Source organism: Neolewinella sp. (assembly GCF_965214665.1).
Taxonomy (GTDB): domain Bacteria; phylum Bacteroidota; class Bacteroidia; order Chitinophagales; family Saprospiraceae; genus Neolewinella.
In genome coordinates this window covers 522,648-539,930 of record NZ_OZ243970.1, presented here as the reverse complement: position 1 = coordinate 539,930, position 17,283 = coordinate 522,648, and the positions used below count along the sequence as shown (strand labels likewise).

Sequence of the window (17,283 nt, the reverse complement as noted above, 5' to 3'; positions counted from 1 at the left end):
CGGGGCGTTCGATGGCACGAAATTACAATAGGTCGAGCCGTTGTACGACCAGCACCTCCCCCGTATGTAACCTCACCCGGTAGCCCACCCCCTCCGCCCAGATCTCCCGCACCTCCGCCCGGTTGCGCTCGCCGCCCAGATCGATAAACTGCACGGTGCCATCCGGGCGCAGCAATTGCAGGGCCGCCGCATCCTGCCGCCCGATGCGGGGTAGCACCTCCAGGCGATTGCCACCCAGGAGAATACCGTCGGGAGTCGGTAAAGCTACGTTCAGCGTCGTAAGCTGAGCCGCGCGGGGCAGGGTATCTACGGAGACCGTACCATCATTCGCAACCCGTAGTCGCAGGTGTGCCAGGGTTTCAACGCGCTCCGGCGCGGTGGTCAGGTCCGGAAAGTTTTCGCCGAACGACCGCCGGCTGAAGTCCGTGTAGCTCAGGTTATTGCGCCGCCAGGAGGGGAACTGCCGCGTCAGATCGTCCTTGTCCGCCAGACTGTACTCCCGTCCCCCGCGCACGTAGGTGATCAGGGGGTCGAGGCGCCCATTGTCGTCTATGTCCTCCAGGTAGCGGCGCAGGGGGGCCTCTGCGGTGGGTACGCCCAGACTACTGTTCAGCCCCCAGTTCCCCAGGATGAACTCCCCCTCTCCCACCCGGCTCACCGACTGCCACCAGCCGCCGGTACCGACTACTTCCTGCGTTACCCACTCCCCTGCACCGTTACGCTGCCGCACCCGAATGGGTCGCCACGCAGCGGCCTCAATAATTAGATCATCTGAGGTGTACCTCGCCACGACCTCTTCACCGGTCGCTGCCCCAGCGTAGGGCTGCAGGGGCTCGCGGTCAAAGGAGTTGGCCGCCGCCGAAGCGTCCTCCCCCGCGATAGTATCCACCACGGAGACCCGGTAGCTTACCGGATCATGAACGGCTGCCGTAGCGTACACCGCCGCCCCCCGCTCCGACTGCGACATAAATCCCCGCTGCGGCACGCCCATCTCCACCATCCTGCTACCTGAAGTTAGGGTGTCCGGTTGCGCGCTCTCGCTGATGGTACGGTTCTCGTACACCCGGGCCGCCTCGTTCACGTTGTTGACTACCAGGTCCATATCGCCGTCCCGATCGAAGTCGGCCACGGCCGCCCCCGTGGAGCTGCCCACCAGTCCTAGCCCCCAGTCCGCCTCCGCGTAGCGCAGTGGCCCTTCCTCTACGAAGAGTTGGTTCGCTACATGCCCCGACGGCATCTCACTGATCACAGCCAGGTTGCTGCTCTCGCGGGCCAGCGACGAACTAATAAACTTCAAGTAGTCCAGGTCATTCGGCCGCCGCTCGATACCGTTAGCGACGAAGACCTCCTGCCGCCCATCCAGATCGAAGTCCTCCAGAAGCACCGACCAGCTCCAGTCGGTGGTCGCTAGGCCCGCCAGCTCGGCGACCTCCGAGAAGTTACCCCCACCCCGGTTCCACTGCACGTTGTTGCGCGGCAATTGATCGTAGTATCCCGCCCGCCGCTTCAGCCGGTACACATTGTAGGCATCCGCACTGGCGGTAGATTTGAGCACCTGCTCATCCCCCGGTCGCATATCCAGGGTCAGTAGGTCCGGCCGGCCATCGCGGTCCAGGTCGCCCACGTCACTGCCCATACTGAAGTTAGAAGTATGTCCGGTGCGCTCCCGTATGCTTTCGGTAAATCTTCTTCCCTGCTGATTCAGGTAGAGGTAGTCGTTCTCCGAAAAGTCATTACACACGTATATATCGGGATAGCCATTGCCGTCAAAATCGGCGACCGCCGCGCTCAGTCCGTAGCCGATCTTACTGGAGTACAGACCCATCTCCGCCGTCACGTCGACGAAGGTGTCCCCGTCATTGCGTAGCAGCTTATCCCCCGCCAGTGAGTCGACCGTCTCCCGGGAGCGGGCCTCCCCGTAGGTCGCGTCATTATGCACCGAGTGCCGCAGCAAGTACACGTCCTTGTCTCCGTCCAAATCGTAATCCAACCAGTAGGCCTGGGTATTGAACCCGCTGAGAGCCAGTCCGTAATGCTCCGCCTGCTCCACAAAGCTTCCGTCTGGTTGCTGCACGAAGAGTTCGTTCCGTCCGTCCAGCAGCTTATACCCTCCGACATTGCACACGTAGATATCCGGCAGCCCGTCGCCGCTGACGTCCTCCACGCTTACGCCGGTTGACCAGTTCATGGCACCTGCGACCCCGCCCTCCTCCGTGGCATCGCGAAAGTGCCAGTTGCCCTCGTTGATGTAGTACTTGTTCGGTCCCTGATTGTTGGTGAAGTAGAGGTCCGGCAACCCATCGCCGCTGATGTCCGTCGCCGCTACTCCCCCGCCATTGTAGTAGTATAGGTACTCGACGATGTTAAATTCTTCGCTTTCAAGCAGTTGATTAACGTTTTCAATGCCCGTATCTTTCGTTCGGTCTACGAAGCGCGGCTCCTGCAGGGGGGCGGGGCCGCAGGTGCAAAGCAGGAGCAAGAGCGGGATCAGTATGGTGGTCGTCCCCCTCATTCCAGGATGATGGGCGTATCGTTGTTACGCGCTAGTAGGTATCGGTGAGCACCAAGCTTAGCCATTGCCCGGATCTCCCCCCGGACGTTGATGCCACTTTCCACCCAGGGTACGGCCGTGAAATTTGCCGCCCCGTCGTTGCGTAGCAGGAGTCCCCGACCGGCGTCATAGCGGCCCATCTCGGGCTTGACGTAGTAGAAGTTACCACCCAGTAGCAGGTCCTGATCCCCGTCGCCGTCGACATCATCGGCCAGAATGGCGTGCACGGGGGTTTCCTGGGCGGCCGGAGGTAGGTAGCGTACCTCCCACCCACCGCCAGCTTGCTGTAGCAACGCCAAAGAGCGGAACTCGGTGGCCGCGTACTGCAACCCGCTCGCGAGGGCCTCCTGTCCAAAGATGTCCTGCATCGTCTGACTGCCGAAGTCGCTGTACTTCAGGTAGCGCTTGCGCAGGCCCGGCATCTGCTTTACCAGGTCGTGCAACAGCGGCGTAGGATATTCCCTCCCATTCTCAAAGGTCGCGGTGACCTGCTCGGCCGAGCCGTTGCCGTCAAAGTCGTTGACGTAGAGCTCGACGGGGCTCTGCGCAGTAGCCCGGAAGCGGCTGTTCAGTCCGTGATTACCCAGCACCAGATCGTCGAGGCCGTCCCCGTTCAGATCGGCTACTGCGAGGGCAGTATACCAACCCGTTAAACTAGCTACCTGCTTGGGGAGGGGAATGGACTGCACGGTATCCGCGGTCACGGAAAAAGCCTGGGGGGACATGTACTCCCCGACCACCACTAGATCCTCTTGACCATCACCGTTGACGTCGACCCAGCCGGCGGCGGTGACCATGCCGAGCTCCGGTAGGACGCGCTCAGTAAAGGTGCCGCGGCCGTCGTTCATCAGTAGGTAGCTGTCGGCGGGCGCGCCGTAGAGGCCGGCCCTTAGGCGTGCCCCCACGAAGAGGTCCTCATCGCCGTCACCGTCGACGTCGTGCGGGACCACGGTGCTGCCGGCTACCGGTTGCTTACGGGTGGGAAGGATTTGCTCCGATTTGCTCCACGCGCGTCCCCGCCCCTGGTTGAGGTAGAGCCGGTCGAAGAGGGCCGTCGAGGCGGCGCCGAATTCACTACTGCCGCTGACCACGTAGAGATCCTGGTCGCCATCGCCGTCGGCATCGAAGCAGGCACAAGCAACGTCCTCGCTGCCCCGGTCCTGCTCCAGTAATTCGGTCGCTACGCCACGAAAGCTAGCCCCACTGGTCAGGTACAGCGCGCCCGCCTGCCCACGGGCACCGCCGAGGTACACATCTGTGTTCCCGTCTTCGTTGAAGTCGCCGGTACACAGTGCCGGACCGTCCGCACTGAGCATGTGGTAGGTGAGCGGGTCGCGGTCGAAGTCGCTGTAGCGGTTTTCCTGGTGGACGAAATCGATACCGATTGCTGCAGCATCGCTCGCCTGAAAAAGAGCTGGTTTAACCGTTCGGTCAATGATCTGTAGATTAGTTGCAATAGACTGATCCTCAGCCACTACGATAAGTTGGTCTACCTGAGGACTTACGATGGCGGACTGCCGGCCGTCGGGCCATTCCAGTTCAATCCGGTCTACGCGATCGGTAGCCCCCAGTCCGAAATGCAGCCGGTACTGCATGCTCGACTCGAAGCCGCGCATGGGCATGTATTCCAGGTACCACCGCCGGTCGCCCGCCACCACCGTAGCCTTGGTGCCTACGCCGAAGGTATTGCCCCCCTGCCCCCGGAATTCCAGTTGCAGCCAGTGGAGGCTGTCGCGGGTCGTCTCCGCGGTGTGGTTGCGGTACACCAGAGCGGCGGCGTTGGTATTATTGATGACCAGGTCGAGATCGCCATCGTTGTCCAGATCACCGTAGGCCGAGCCGTTAGTGAAGCCCTCTAGGTCGAGCCCCCACTGCCGGGCCGTGGGAGCGAAGCGGTAGCTACTGTCCGGCCCTAGGTTACGGAAGGCGGCATTCGGCACGGGGTTGGAGGGGATGGCATCGACCAGCACCTGGAAGTCAACGCTGCCGCTGGCCGTCACCTTGCGCTTAAACTCATCGTCGGCAATGTAGTCTAGGAAGTCGCGGTTAGTTAGGTCCTGATAAATGCCATTGGCGACGAACAGGTCCTTGTAGCCATCATTATCCATATCAAAGATGAGCGCCCCCCAGCTCCAGTCCGTAGCCTCCACCCCGCTGAGGCGGCCGATCTCCGTGAAGGTACCGTCACCGTTGTTGCGCTGCAACATGTTGCGGGTGAACTGGTGGTAGTAGTCATTCTTTAGGTTGAGCTGGTAGCGGTTCCAGTTTTCGAAGGTGGTGGCCTCCTTCAGGCGCTGGTTGGTGGACGGTAGCATCTCGGTAACGAAAAGCTCCGAGTACCCATCGTTGTCGATATCGGCCAGGTCGGCGCCCATGCTGGCCGCGCTGATGGACTGCATAGCCTCCGTGAGCGTCTCCCGAAAGGTGCCGTCGCGGTTGTTCATGTACAGGTAGTCGCGCTCGAAGAAGTCGTTGCTAACGAAGATGTCCGGCCAGCCGTCGCGGTCCACGTCGCCCACCGTCACTCCCAGCCCGAAGCCGATGATGGAGCCGTAGATGCCGGCCTGTTCGCTTACGTCGTAATAGTGTCCCTCCCGGTTTTCGTACAGCCGATCGCCGCCGACGCTGTCCCGCTTCGGCCGCTCGTTCTTTTCCAGGTTAAAGGAGCCAATAGCCTGGTAGCTGTTGTTGAGGAGGTAAAAGTCGAGGTCGCCGTCGCGGTCGTAGTCAAAAAATACGCCGTGGGTACTCAATCCTTCGTTATCAAGACCGTAGTCTGCGGCCGCCTCGACGAAGGTGCCATCCCGCTGATTGATGTATAGCTCGTTGCGGCGGTTATCGCCCTGAATATCACCGGAGTTGCAGACGTAGATATCGAGCCAGCCATCGGCGTTGACGTCGGCCATGGTCACCCCGGTGCTCCAGGCCGCCTGACCGGCCACGCCTGCTTGGCCGGTAACGTCATCGAAGTGCAGGTCGCCCCGGTTCAGGAAAAGGCGGTTCGCCACCCGGTTGCCGCTCAGGTAGATGTCCGTGAGTCCATCGTTGTTGACATCCCCCAGGGCTACCCCGCCGCCGTTGTAGAAGTTGCGGTAGGTGTAGATATTAAAGTCCTCGTCAAAGTCGAGGGTGTTGGCGAATTCCACCCCGCTTACGTCCGGGGCAAGGGCTTCAAAACGCGTCTGCCCGTCCCAGGGGGGGGCGTTATTCTCTACGGAGGCTGAATCGCAGCCCACCAGGAGGCACAGCAGCTGCGTCCCCGCCCAAATCCGAAGTAGCGTGCGTAGGCTCATTTACTGCAGTAGTTCCAGGGGGTCGCCGGTGAGGGTGGAAAGGTCCGTGATCATGCCCTTGACGGTGCTGTCGTCCTCGCGCCAGAGAGTGAGTAAACGGTTGCGGTCGACACTGGCAAAGACCCGCTTACGGCGTGGGTGCTGGAGGTCGATGAGCTCGGTGCCTAAGGTGTTGGCGAAATAGGCGGCCACGTCGGGCAGCAGGGTATCGGCGCTGGCCCGTTTGTTCCAGGGCGACCAATCATCGTACCGGAAGCTGAGTTCCAGCGCCTGTAGGGTGCGCGGTTCACCGATAAAAATGGGGTGGAAGGTCATCAGGGCCGGCCGGTTTAGGTCGTTGGGCATAACGTGGTCGACGACGGTGCCGCCGCCGCCGCCCATGGTGATGAGCTGCTGCTGGTTGAGGGCCGTACAGCGGTCGAAGAACTCCTGGGCGGGGATGCCCAGGTCGATACCCAGTACGGTCTCCATAGGCGCGGCTGGCGCTTCAAGTCCTTCCTTGATCGCGGTGCGGTAGCGGCCTACGGGGGTGGTATCCTCGGGCCGGCAACCGAGCAAGAGTAGGGCCGTCAGGGTCAGTGAAAATAGGTGGTGCATCATTCTACTCAACTTCAAGTTTCAGCAAGGCACGGTCGGAGCGTGCAACAAAGTAGGTACCGGGCGGGAACGCAGGTGCAATGCTTCGCGTATCGCCGGTGAGGTACACCCCGCTCCCCGAGGGCTCCACCGCAGTAAACACCCCACCGCCGCGATTGATGAGTAGGCTACCGAAGCTAGCAGCGTAGATGCCCAGCTCGGGTCGGCCGACCGACTGGTTGCCGGCGGCGAGGAGGTCAGGCTGGCCGTCCTGGTTGAGGTCCGTGGCAGCGAGAGCGTAGACCGGGGCCAGTTGCACTTCGTCGGGCAGGTAGTGGAGAGTGCGTCCACCGGCTGGGTTGAGCACGACCAGGGAGCGCAGCTCCTCCACGCGGTGTACTACGGAGCGGGAGAGTACCTCCGGCGGGAACAGTTCGGCCAGCGTTTTACCCTGATAGTCGGCGTAGCCCGGCACGGTTTTGCGCAGGCTCGGCAGTTGCTTGACCAGATCGTCGCGCAGCACCAGGGGATAGCTGCGGCCATCGGCGGCGTACTGGGTGATGAGTTGCTCGGCCTTGCCGTTGCCGTCGAAGTCATTGAGGTACAGCTCCAGGGGCCGGTCGGGGGAGGCGTGCAGACGGGAGTTAAGACCGTGGTTGCCGGCGGCCAGATCGTCATAGCCGTCCCCGTCGAAGTCGGCCGCGACCAGGGCGGTCCAGAGTCCGCGGGTACCGGCCACGGTGTCGGTGCTGAGGTAGCTGCCGTCGGGGGCGAAGTGCAGGTACCGGAGCGGGGCCCACTCTGCGGCTACGGCCAGTTCCTGCTCGGGGTCGTCGTCCACGTTGAGCCAGACGGCATCGGTGACCATGCCGAGCTCACTTAGAACGGGGATCTCAGCCGGGGTGAACTGCCCCCGGCCGTCGTTGAGCAGTAGGTAGCTGTCGGTGGGTACGCCGTAGGTGCCGGGCTGGAAGCGTCCGCCCACGAAGAGGTCCTGATCGCCGTCGCCGTCCACATCGTGGGCGCGTACGCAGGAGCTGGCGACGAAGCGGCGGCTGTTGGGTAGGAGTTGCTCGCTCTTCGTCCAGCGGCCCGCCCCCTGGTTGAGGTAAAGTACGTCAAGTAGGGCGGAGGAGGCTGGACCGAACTCATTGCTGCCATTGGCAACGTAGAGGTCCCGGTCGCCGTCGCCATCAGCATCGAAGAAGGTGGCCGCTACGTTTTCGCTGGCGGCATCGGCGGCTAGGAGGTCCTGGGCAATGGGACGGTAGGTGCCGTCGGGAAGCGCCAGCAGTAGTTGCCCGGGGTAGCCGGCCGCGCCACCCAGGTAGAGGTCGCTGCGGCCGTCGCCGTTCAGATCGGCGGTGGCCAGGGCCGGCCCCTCGTTGTTGATGCCAAGGAAGAGGAGGGGGTCGCGGTCGAAGTCGGTGCTGGGGTCTTCGTGGTGGGTGATGGGGCCGGCGGCGGTGCGGAGCTCGGTGAGGGTAAAGGCTAGGGGTACTTGCGTTTCCGCTTCCGCTGTAGTAGAAGGTTCTTTCGCTGGGGTAGCTGCTTGGGTACCACTGCCCTGCCGCAGGGCCATAACTGCTGCCGTGTCCGCTAAGGGGTAGGTTTCACGGGTTCCGTCCGGCCAGCTTATAGCGGCGGTTGCGGCCACCGCTGGAACATGAATCCGTTTGTCCACCGTACTCTCGAACCCCCGCATGGGGTGCAGCTCGGTTGTCGTCACTACTTGACCGCTGGTGTCGCGGGCCGTGAGAATAGCGCCGATGGCGTCCGGATTGCCGGCTTGTGCCCCACGTAGCCGAACCATCCGGCTAGGCGCGGCGGAGTTATTCCGGTACACCCCCACCCGCTCATTCACATTATTGACCACCAGGTCCAAGTCGCCGTCATTATCCAGATCGGCGTACGCACTCCCGTTACTAAAGGTGGCCTGGTCCAGTCCCCACTCCGCGCTGACGTCCGTAAACCGCATCCCCCCCTCGTTACGAAACACCCCGTTGACGAGCGCCTCGCTCGGAATCTGGTCGATAATATCCGTGATCCCCTTCCCCTCCTCGAAGAGCATCCGCCGCACCGCTTCTGGACTGCCGTTGAAGTTGATGTAATCCTGGTCCAGCAGGTCTTTACCCGTACCATTAGCGACGAAGATATCACGCAGCCCGTCGTTGTCCATATCGAAGAGCAGCGCCCCCCAGCTCCAGTCGGTAGCGGCTACCCCGGCCAGCCGCCCCACCTCCGAGAAGTTGCCCCCACCCCGGTTCCACTGCAGCACGTTGCGGCTAAATTGCTGGTGGTACCCCTGATCGCGGTACAGTTGGTAGCGGTTCCACCCCTCGAAGGCGGCCTTGGTCTTGTAGCGACGCTCGTCGGCCGGTAGCATCTCGGTCACGAAGAGCTCCGGCAACCCGTCGTTATCGAGATCGGCTAGATCGGCCCCCATGCTGCCCTTACTGATCTCCGGTAGGTGCTCGGTCAGTGCCTCGCGAAAGGTGCCATCTCGCTGGTTGTAGTACAGGTAGTCGCGCTCGAAGTAGTCGTTGCTGACGAATAGGTCCGGCCAGCCGTCCTGGTCTACATCGCCCACCGTCACCCCCAGCCCGAAGCCAATGGAGGAAGAGTAGATGCCCGCCGCCTGCGTCACGTCCTCGAAGCGGGTGGTACCGGTCTCGGTGAGCAAGTTCTTAAAGAGCTTATTCCCCCCCTCGGGGTCCGGCACCTCCCGCAGTCCCGCGCGTAGGTCGTAGCCCGTCGTGGCCCGGGTGCTGTTGTTGAGCAGGTAGCAGTCCAGGTCGCCGTCGCGGTCGTAATCGAAAAAGGCGGCGTGGACGCTTAGGCCCACCACGTCCAGGCCATACTCCGCACTCGCCTCCCGAAAGGTCAGATCGCCCTGGTTGATGAACAGTTCGTTGTGCCGCACCCCGGTCATGCCGGCGATCCTCTCCCCGGCCGGCGGACCGGCCTTGCAGACGTAGATATCCTGCAGTCCATCGGCGTTCACGTCTACCACGGCCACCCCCGTGCTCCAGCTATCCGGGCACGCCACGCCCGCCCGTGCCGTGATGTCCTCAAAGCGAAAATTCCCTAGATTCCGGTACAGCTTATTCTCCACCAGGTTACCGGTCAGGTACACATCGACCAGCCCGTCGTTATCGAAATCGCCGATGCCCACCCCGCCCCCGTTGTAGAAATTGCGGTAGGTGTAGGGGTTGAGCTCCTCGGTGTATGCCAGGTCGTTACGAAAGTCCATCCCCGGCATCAGACTGAAGCGCTTGCTATCATCCACCGGCTCCTCCTCCCGGGCGGGGCCGCAGGTGCTAAAGAAACCAAACAGCAGGAGCAACACCACCCACGACGACCAAATCTGGCAGGGACCGTACGGCGGGGGCGAGTGCATGGGAGGAGACTGGATGAGGGGTGAACGGTGAAGGTAGGGCGGCTAAGGATTGTTGCACCCGCAGCCCTGGCCCCCCCATTACGAGTTGCCAAGATTGGATAATAGACTTGTCGAAACAATTATTTCGTTAAGTCACCACATTACAGTACTTTACATCCGTCAAAGTGAACGAGCCTTGGTGCTTGCACCGCCCGTGGTGCGACATCCCGGTAGCGTTTCTTCTCTTTTACCAGCCTTTCAACCACTTAACACGGTTTCTTTATGCCTACCAATCCATTACCCATATTCTGTGCACGACGGTTGCGCAACCTATCCCGGGCAGTCGCTGCCCTCTTTCTCTTCCCCCTACTCTTCACCGCCTGTTTAGAGGATCCCGCCGAGGTCACCGCTCCCGGGGCCGAGGACTTTGTGCAGCCCTCCGTGATCCAACTCGCTACCCCCGCGAAGTGGGTCAACATCAAGGGTACGGCGGGGGCTGATGTCGACCTGACCAAGGCCAAGCGCGCTACGCGTGCTGCTGGCGTCGACCGCGGCCGGTTCAACATTGACCTGAAGTTCATCGTGCCGGCTACCGACGCACAACGCGCCGTATTCAATGACGCCGCCGCCCGCTGGGAGCGCATCATCATCCAGGACGTGCCTTCCTTTACCGGCACCGTGCCCTCGGCCTTCACCGGCTTCCCCCCCGCCATTGACGGTACGGTAGACGATATCGTCATCGAAGTTGCCCTGGCTCCCATCGACGGCCCCGGGGGTATCCTGGGCCAGGCCGGCCCCCGCTTCGTACGGACCAGTGACTTCCTGACCCTGTCGGGCGTCATGTTCTTCGACGTGGACGACCTGGCGCTGCTCGATGAACTGGATCTCTTTGAAGAAGTCATCGTACACGAGATGGGCCACGTACTCGGCGTGGGTACCCTCTGGGACATTGGGGACCGCGACCTACGGAAGGACGAAGAAGGCAATCCTTACTTCGCCGGCAAGAAAGCGAATATATTCTGGAATGCCGAGGGCGGCACCTTCGAACTTCCCGTGGAGAACATGTTCGGCCCCGGCACCCGTCTGAGCCACTGGCGTGAGTCGGTACTGCGTAACGAGTTAATGACCGGCTTCCTCAACCTCGGCGACAATCCCCTTAGCCGCATCACCGCCGGTTCCATGAAGGACCTTGGTTACGGTGCCGCCAGCGTGGGCGAGCAGTATGACCTGCCCCGTGGCGCTCCCGGCGTAGACCCCGATGGTGACGACACCGACGAGGGCGACAACGACGAGAATCCCGGTGCCGGAATTGACATCGCAGCTAAGGAGATCACCCTACTGCCGATCGGTTCCGTGACGACCGAGTAAATATACCAGCCGTACGCTACGGTTTGAATTGAAGAGCCCCCGTTCGGAATACTTCCGAACGGGGGCTTTTTAGTATCGCCACACATCCAGCAGCTTACGAAACACCTTGACCGTATTTTCCGCATCGTCGAGCGCCCGGTGCTGCTCGCCCGTCCACTCGAAGCCCTCGTGGCGCACGGCCGAGGCCAGGCCCCGCTTTTTGGGTAGCTTGCGCAGCTCGCGGTACTGCTGCTTTAGGTTAATGGAGTGATCGAGCCAGTAATCATCAAGGCGGTGCAGGGCGCAATCTTTCCTTAGCTGCTGCTCGTCAAATTTGCCCCAGGCGGCCAGGGTATAGGGCTCACCACGGTCTACCCCGATCCACTGCTGGAAGTCGCGGATTACGCGGGGAAAGTCCTTGGCGCGGTTGATGTCGGCCTGGTCGATGTTGGTAAGCCGGCGACAAAAGTGACTCAACTGCGGGTGCAGCACGGGCTTGATGAGGCGGGAGAAGGACGGACCGACCCGCCCGTAGGCATCTACCTGGTAGGCACCGATCTCGATCGTTTCCTGGACCGTGGCCGGGGGGCGACCCTCCCAGCAGGTGGCCTCGATGTCGTAGACGATGAACTTCACGTGAGCAAGAACGGGCGGCGGGGCATTACGTTGTACTCGGCCCGGCCCCGCCACCGGTCCATTGCCTAGAGGCGGGGCATGCGGCTCTTGATGTCGGCGTGGTAGGCCTTACCCATCTTGAGCTGGTGGTCGTTGAGCTCGATGACGCCCTCGGCGAAGCTGATCCGATTGACCTGGCTAAAGTTGACCAGCAGACCGCGGCTGGCGCGCACGAAGTCGGTGGCCTCCAGTTCCTCGGCAATCGTAGAAAGGCTGCGCTTCACGGCGTACCGCTTGTCGTTCGTTTGGATGTAGGCGTAGTTGCCGTCGGCCTGGATGTAGTGGATCTCGGTGAGGGGAATCTTGGTGTAGGTGGTGCCTTCTCGTAGGAAAAGGTGATCCATTTTATACTGCGGCTTAAAGGAGTTCATAACAGTGGGAAAGCTTGAGTTTAAAACTTGCCTAGACCACAAGGCCTACGCAATCGGGACGAAAGCCCTGGCGGTTAGTCACGCCGAATGTCCTTTAAGTGTACGACAAATATGCCTTGCTGGATTTATCCCCCCAAAAAGTCTTTTGGTCCAACACCAAATTTGCGGTATTTGCTACACTTGCCCGGGCCCTTACTACCTTCACCGCCCCGGCTTGCTTCATCCCCACGCTTATGCACAATCTTCCTCTTTACCAGGTCGACGCCTTTACCGATCAACTGTTTGGCGGCAATCCCGCCGCCGTAGTCCCCGTGCCCGACTTCCCCGCCGATCACCTGATGCAGTCCATCGCCGCCGAAAATAACCTCTCCGAGACTGCCTTCGTCGTCATCCGGGGTAAGGGCAAGTTCGACATCCGCTGGTTCACCCCCACCCAGGAGGTGAGGCTCTGCGGGCACGCCACCCTGGCCGCCGCCCACGTGCTGTTCAAATCGGGGGGGAAGGACCTGGATAAACTCCGCTTTCGTACCACGTCAGCCGGTACCATCACGGTCGTACCCGGCGAAGCGGCCGGTACGTACCGCCTCACCTTCCCCGCTGACGTGCCCGAAAAAGCAAAATCCTCGAAAAAAGTGCGCGGTGCACTAGCCGGTCTCAAGCCGCGGGAAGTGTACCGGGGCACCGACGACCTGGTCGCGGTGCTCAACGACGAGGAGCAGGTCCGTAGCCTAGCGCCCAACTTCCACATCGTAGCTCAGCTCAAACGCCGCGGACTCATCGTCACCGCCCCCGGCCGGGAGGTAGACTTCGTGAGCCGCTGCTTCTACCCCGCCTACGGCATCGACGAGGACCCCGTAACGGGATCAGCACATACCGTGCTGACGCCCCTGTGGGCCGAAAAACTCAAGAAAAAATCACTCACTGCCCGCCAGCTCTCCACGCGTGGGGGTACGCTGCGGTGCGAATTGCGCGGTAAGAAGGTCCGACTTACGGGTCAGGCCGTCACTTACCTCTCCGGACAGATTTTACTGGACCGTCTCGACTAAACGTCTCCGGCACGCAGCTCATGAAGTAGATCGGTGGGCAGTACCTGTACCGGCCGGTCAATGGTCTCCTCCAGGGAGATAAAGGTTTCCGTGCGCTGTATCCCCTCAAAGGCCTGGATGCGTTGTAGTACGTCGCGCAGGTGATCCGTATCCCGGCACACGACCCGGGCGAAGATGCTATACACCCCCGTGGTGTAGTGGGCCGATACGATCTCCTGGATCCCCTTCAGGTACTCCGCCGCCTGGTTGTAGAGCCCGCTTCCCTTTAGGTAGATGCCCAGGAATGCCGACACGTCGTAGCCCAGTTTGGCGTGGTCGATTCGCAGGGTCTGCCCCTTAACGATCCCGGCGGCGATGAGCTTATTCATGCGTACGTGGATCGTGCCCCCCGACACGAAGAGCTTCTGCCCCAGCTCCGTGTAGGGCCGCTTGGCATTTTCCATCAGCAGGGCCAGAATTTTGCGGTCTAGGTCATCGAGCTCGTAGTCGGCGGGCATAATCGCGGGTTCGTTTAGCAAGAACGGGCGAAGCAAAGATCAAGTTGCCGCCCTCACTCGGATGGGCAGTCCCCCCGTACGCCCGCGCTCTGCTATGGTCAACCGGTTGCCTTCCTGCAGCCACTGCCGCAGTCCATTTGCCGTAGCCGTCTCGTAGTGCTCACCCCCCTCCGGCGTCTCCAGCCAGAGCACGCAGTGTACGTGATCGGGCACAGCCAGGCGCCGCGCCGCTTCCGCCCAGAACCAGTAGTGGGAGCCGGGGCGGGGCCGCCGGTGCAGGCTGTAGTAGAATAGCAACATACGCACATGCCACCGCCGTTGCATGGCCCGAAGCACGATAGCGACCAGCCGCCGGGTATCCGCAAATTTCCTGCCTACGTGGTCAGCCAGCGCTTGCGGATCGCGCCGTACCGCCAACTGCCGCTTCCCGCGGCGGTAAAAATTCTTCACCTCAATAAGGTAAACTTCATCGGCTCCCACCAGACACAGAAAGTCCACTCCCTTAAGCCCGTGCCCGCTCACGCTGCGGTAGGCGCCCGTTGCGTCGAACTTGCGCACGATCCAGTCAGGGGGGAAAGTGAAGTTTAGATCGGATTCGGTCAAGGGGTGAGGGTGTAAAGGGGCTAACCCACCACAAAATTCACCATCCGTCCCGGCACCACGATCACCCGACGTACCGCCTTGCCCTCCAGGTAGTGCTGCACCTGCGTATCCGCCCGGGCCCCCGCCTCTACGTCTGCCTGTGAGGCATCGGCCGGAAAGTCGATGGTTAGACGGGTCCTGCCATTGAACGCAATGGGGTAGGTGAAGCTATCCTCCACTAGGTACTGCTCCTCGATCTCGGGCCAGGCGGCGTGGTGTACGCTGCCTTCCCCACCCAGGGCCTGGTGAAGCTCCTCAGCGAGGTGGGGAGCGAAGGGGGCAATAAGACGCACGGCCGGCTCCAGCACCGCTTGCTTATTACACCCCAGCTTATTCAGTTCATTAGTGGCCACCATGAAGGCACTCACGCAGGTATTGAAGCTGAGCTTGTCGATGTCCTCGGTGACCTTTTTGATCAGCGTATGTAGAATCTTCATCTCCTCTCTCGTTCCGGCTTCTTCGCTCACGTTCAGCCGGTCGTTCTCCCCGACGAAGAGCCCCCAGAAGCGGCGCAAAAAGCGGTACACCCCGTCGATGCCCGACACACTCCACGGTTTGGCCTGGTCGATGGGGCCCAGGAACATTTCGTACATCCTAAAGCAATCGGCCCCGTAGCGCGCACAGATATCATCGGGGTTGACGGCATTGTACTTGCGCTTCGACATCTTCCCCTGCTCCACACTGAGCTCCAGGTAGGGGCGGCCCTCCCGGTCGGGCTTCCAGGCGAAGGCCCCGGCCTGCTGTAGGATGGTGCGAAAGTAGGCCGCATCCTGGTGGTCCATCTGCTGGGCCTCCTCTACGGCATCTTTGTAGAGTCGGAAGCTGCTCTCGTTGTTGACCGAGGTCTCGGTCACGAAGCGCAGGGGCGTAAGCCGGGTGCCCGTGCTCTCGTCCAGCACCAGGTAGCCCTTCCCTACCCCGCTTACCTCCAGGGGCGTGCCTTCCGCTACGTCGCTACTTACCCAGATGGGGTGGCGCTGCCCGTCGTCGGCCAGCAATATACCCAGGTGGATGTAGCTGATGGGCCCGCCAATCATGCCCTGGTTGAGCAGCTTACGGTAGGGCTCCTGAGTGGGTACCTTGTTCAGGTCGTAAAGAAACTTGTGGATGAGCCGGCTGTAAAGAATGTGACTTACGGCGTGTTCCGCTCCCCCGACGTACAGGTCCACGTCCCGCCAGTACTCCACCGCCTCCGGGCTCACGAACTCCCCGGCGTTGTGGGGATCCATGTAGCGCAGGTAGTACCAGTTAGACCCGGCCGTGGCGGGCATGGTATCGGTCTCCCGCCGGCCCCGCGGCGTGGTCAGCCAGTCGGTGGCCCGCTCCAGGGGGGAGGCGCCGCTGACGGCGCGGAAGTCGTCCATCTCCGGCAGGGTCACCGGCAATTCCTCGGTCGGCACCAGCCGCGGCACGTCCTGCGCGTCGTACACGATGGGCCAGGGCTCGCCCCAGTACCGCTGCCGACTGAAGACCAGGTCGCGGATGCGGTAGTTGACCTGCCGCTGCCCGCGAGCGACTGCCTCAATGCGCCGGATCGCCGCGTCAATGGCCACCGGCACCTCCATGCCGTTCAGGAAGTCGGAGTTGATCAGCTTCCCCGCTTTGTCCTTCAGTGTCGCACCGGGGTACTCACTCTTATCCACTACGTCGATGATCTCAATGCCGAACTTTTCGGCAAAGCGCCGGTCGCGCTCATCGTCGCTCGGCACAGCCATGATGGCCCCGGTGCCGTAGTCCTTCAGCACGTACTCGGCGATGTAGATTGGCACCCGCGCTCCGTTCAGCGGATTGACCGCGTAGGCGCCGGTAAAGGCCCCCGTGACCTTGTTTTCGCTCATCCGGTCGAGCTCACTACGCCGGCCTACGTAGGCCAGGTAGTCGTCGATCTCCCGTTGCTGCTCGGGGGTGGTGAGCTCCGCCACGAGGTCCAGTTCCGGGGCTACGACCATGAAGGTGGTGCCGTAGATCGTATCCGGACGGGTAGTAAACACATCCAACCGCCCGTCGTGCCCCTCGATGTCGAAGTGCACCAGCGCACCGGTCGATTTGCCGATCCAGTTAATCTGTTGCGCCTTGAGCCCCTCACTATAATCTACCGTCTCCAGTCCCGCCAGCAGCCGCTCGGCGTAGGCCGTGATGCGCAGACTCCACTGCAGCATCGGCCGCTGCTCCACGGGGTGGTTACCGCGCTCGCTGCGCCCGTCCTTCACCTCGTCGTTAGCCAGCACCGTACCCAGGGCTTCGCACCAGTTCACGTAGCTCACGCTACGGAAGGCCAGGCGATAGTTCATGAGCACGTCGCTGCGCTGCTTTTCTGACATGGCCCTGAATTCCTCAGCACTCACGTCCAGTGCTTCGGACTGTGCCGCCTCTACCCCGGCGGTGCCCTGTGCCTCCAGGATGTCTACTAGTTCGGTCACCTGTCGCGCCCGGTCCTCCCGCTTATCGTACCAGTGGGCAAACACCTGCCCGATGATCCACTGCGTCCACTTAAAGTAGTCGGGGTTGGAAGTATTCACGCTGCGGTCCCAATCGAAGCTCAACCCCAGAATCTCCATCTGCTCCCGGTAGCGCTCGGTATTCACCGCCGTACTCTCGGAGGGGTGCACCCCGGTATCGATGGCGTACTGCTCGGCCGGCAGCCCGAAGGCATCGAAGCCCATGGGGTGTAGCACGTTATAGCCTGCCTGCCGCTTCTGCCGCGCTACAATATCGGAGCCGATGTAGCCCAGGGGGTGGCCCACGTGCAGCCCCGATCCCGAGGGGTAGGGAAACATATCCAGTACGTAGTACTTGGGTTTGTCGGTAGCCGTATCCGTTCTATAGGTCTTGTGTTCCTTCCAGTAGGCTTGCCACTTCCGGTCCAGGGCCTGTACGTCAAATTTCATCGGGGCGTATATACTGCG

Annotated in this window: 11 protein-coding genes; 2 read left to right on the top strand and 9 right to left on the bottom strand. The window is 61.6% G+C overall.

Annotation, left to right across the window (positions count from 1 at the left end; translation table 11 throughout):
- Nucleotides 1-22: 22 nt before the first annotated feature.
- The 4 genes from ACOOHD_RS02625 to ACOOHD_RS02610 are packed head-to-tail and all read right to left on the bottom strand — an operon-like array spanning nt 23 to nt 9,820.
- Nucleotides 23-2,512: an FG-GAP repeat domain-containing protein gene (locus ACOOHD_RS02625; protein ID WP_420460012.1), complete on the bottom strand. Its 2,490-nt coding sequence runs from the start codon at nt 2,510-2,512 to the stop codon at nt 23-25.
- Nucleotides 2,509-5,844 (bottom strand): VCBS repeat-containing protein, encoded by a 3,336-nt coding sequence (locus ACOOHD_RS02620; protein WP_420460011.1) that lies wholly within the window; start codon nt 5,842-5,844, stop codon nt 2,509-2,511. The genes ACOOHD_RS02625 and ACOOHD_RS02620 overlap by 4 nt, the downstream gene beginning before the upstream one ends.
- Nucleotides 5,845-6,444, bottom strand: coding sequence for a hypothetical protein (locus tag ACOOHD_RS02615; protein WP_420460010.1), 600 nt, complete (start codon nt 6,442-6,444; stop codon nt 5,845-5,847).
- 1 nt (nt 6,445) lies between these two features.
- Nucleotides 6,446-9,820 (bottom strand): FG-GAP-like repeat-containing protein, encoded by a 3,375-nt coding sequence (locus tag ACOOHD_RS02610; RefSeq protein WP_420460009.1) that lies wholly within the window; start codon nt 9,818-9,820, stop codon nt 6,446-6,448.
- A 300-nt stretch (nt 9,821-10,120) separates the two neighbouring features.
- Here ACOOHD_RS02610 and ACOOHD_RS02605 point away from each other — a divergent pair, with 300 nt between their 5' ends.
- Nucleotides 10,121-11,167, top strand: a complete 1,047-nt coding sequence (locus ACOOHD_RS02605; RefSeq protein ID WP_420460008.1) for a leishmanolysin-related zinc metalloendopeptidase — start codon at nt 10,121-10,123, stop codon at nt 11,165-11,167.
- A 69-nt stretch (nt 11,168-11,236) separates the two neighbouring features.
- Here ACOOHD_RS02605 and ACOOHD_RS02600 read toward each other — a convergent pair whose 3' ends face one another.
- Together ACOOHD_RS02600 and ACOOHD_RS02595 are read right to left on the bottom strand one after the other, a co-directional pair.
- On the bottom strand, nt 11,237-11,782 hold the full coding sequence (locus tag ACOOHD_RS02600; RefSeq protein ID WP_420460007.1) for an exonuclease domain-containing protein: 546 nt from the start codon (nt 11,780-11,782) through the stop codon (nt 11,237-11,239).
- Nucleotides 11,783-11,847: 65 nt separating this feature from the next.
- A complete protein-coding gene (locus tag ACOOHD_RS02595; RefSeq protein ID WP_420460006.1) occupies nt 11,848-12,192 on the bottom strand; it encodes a LytR/AlgR family response regulator transcription factor in 345 nt (114 codons plus the stop codon).
- Between the two features lie 233 nt (nt 12,193-12,425).
- On the opposite strand from ACOOHD_RS02595, the gene ACOOHD_RS02590 reads away from it, so the two are divergent.
- Nucleotides 12,426-13,238 carry a PhzF family phenazine biosynthesis protein gene (locus ACOOHD_RS02590; protein ID WP_420460005.1) on the top strand — a complete coding sequence of 271 codons (813 nt, stop codon included), beginning with the start codon at nt 12,426-12,428 and terminating at the stop codon, nt 13,236-13,238.
- On the opposite strand, the gene ACOOHD_RS02585 is transcribed toward ACOOHD_RS02590, so the two are convergent.
- Genes ACOOHD_RS02585 through ACOOHD_RS02575 form a run of 3 tightly spaced genes read right to left on the bottom strand, consistent with a single transcriptional unit; the run spans nt 13,235 to nt 17,265 of the window.
- The gene (locus tag ACOOHD_RS02585) at nt 13,235-13,735 is read right to left on the bottom strand and encodes an Lrp/AsnC ligand binding domain-containing protein (RefSeq protein ID WP_420460004.1); all 501 of its coding nucleotides are present in this window, start codon (nt 13,733-13,735) and stop codon (nt 13,235-13,237) included. The two genes, ACOOHD_RS02590 and ACOOHD_RS02585, sit on opposite strands and share 4 nt — an antisense overlap.
- A 39-nt stretch (nt 13,736-13,774) precedes the next feature.
- Nucleotides 13,775-14,338 carry a hypothetical protein gene (locus ACOOHD_RS02580; protein ID WP_420460003.1) on the bottom strand — a complete coding sequence of 188 codons (564 nt, stop codon included), beginning with the start codon at nt 14,336-14,338 and terminating at the stop codon, nt 13,775-13,777.
- A 20-nt stretch (nt 14,339-14,358) separates the two neighbouring features.
- Nucleotides 14,359-17,265, bottom strand: coding sequence for a leucine--tRNA ligase (locus ACOOHD_RS02575; RefSeq protein ID WP_420460002.1), 2,907 nt, complete (start codon nt 17,263-17,265; stop codon nt 14,359-14,361).
- Nucleotides 17,266-17,283: the final 18 nt, after the last annotated feature.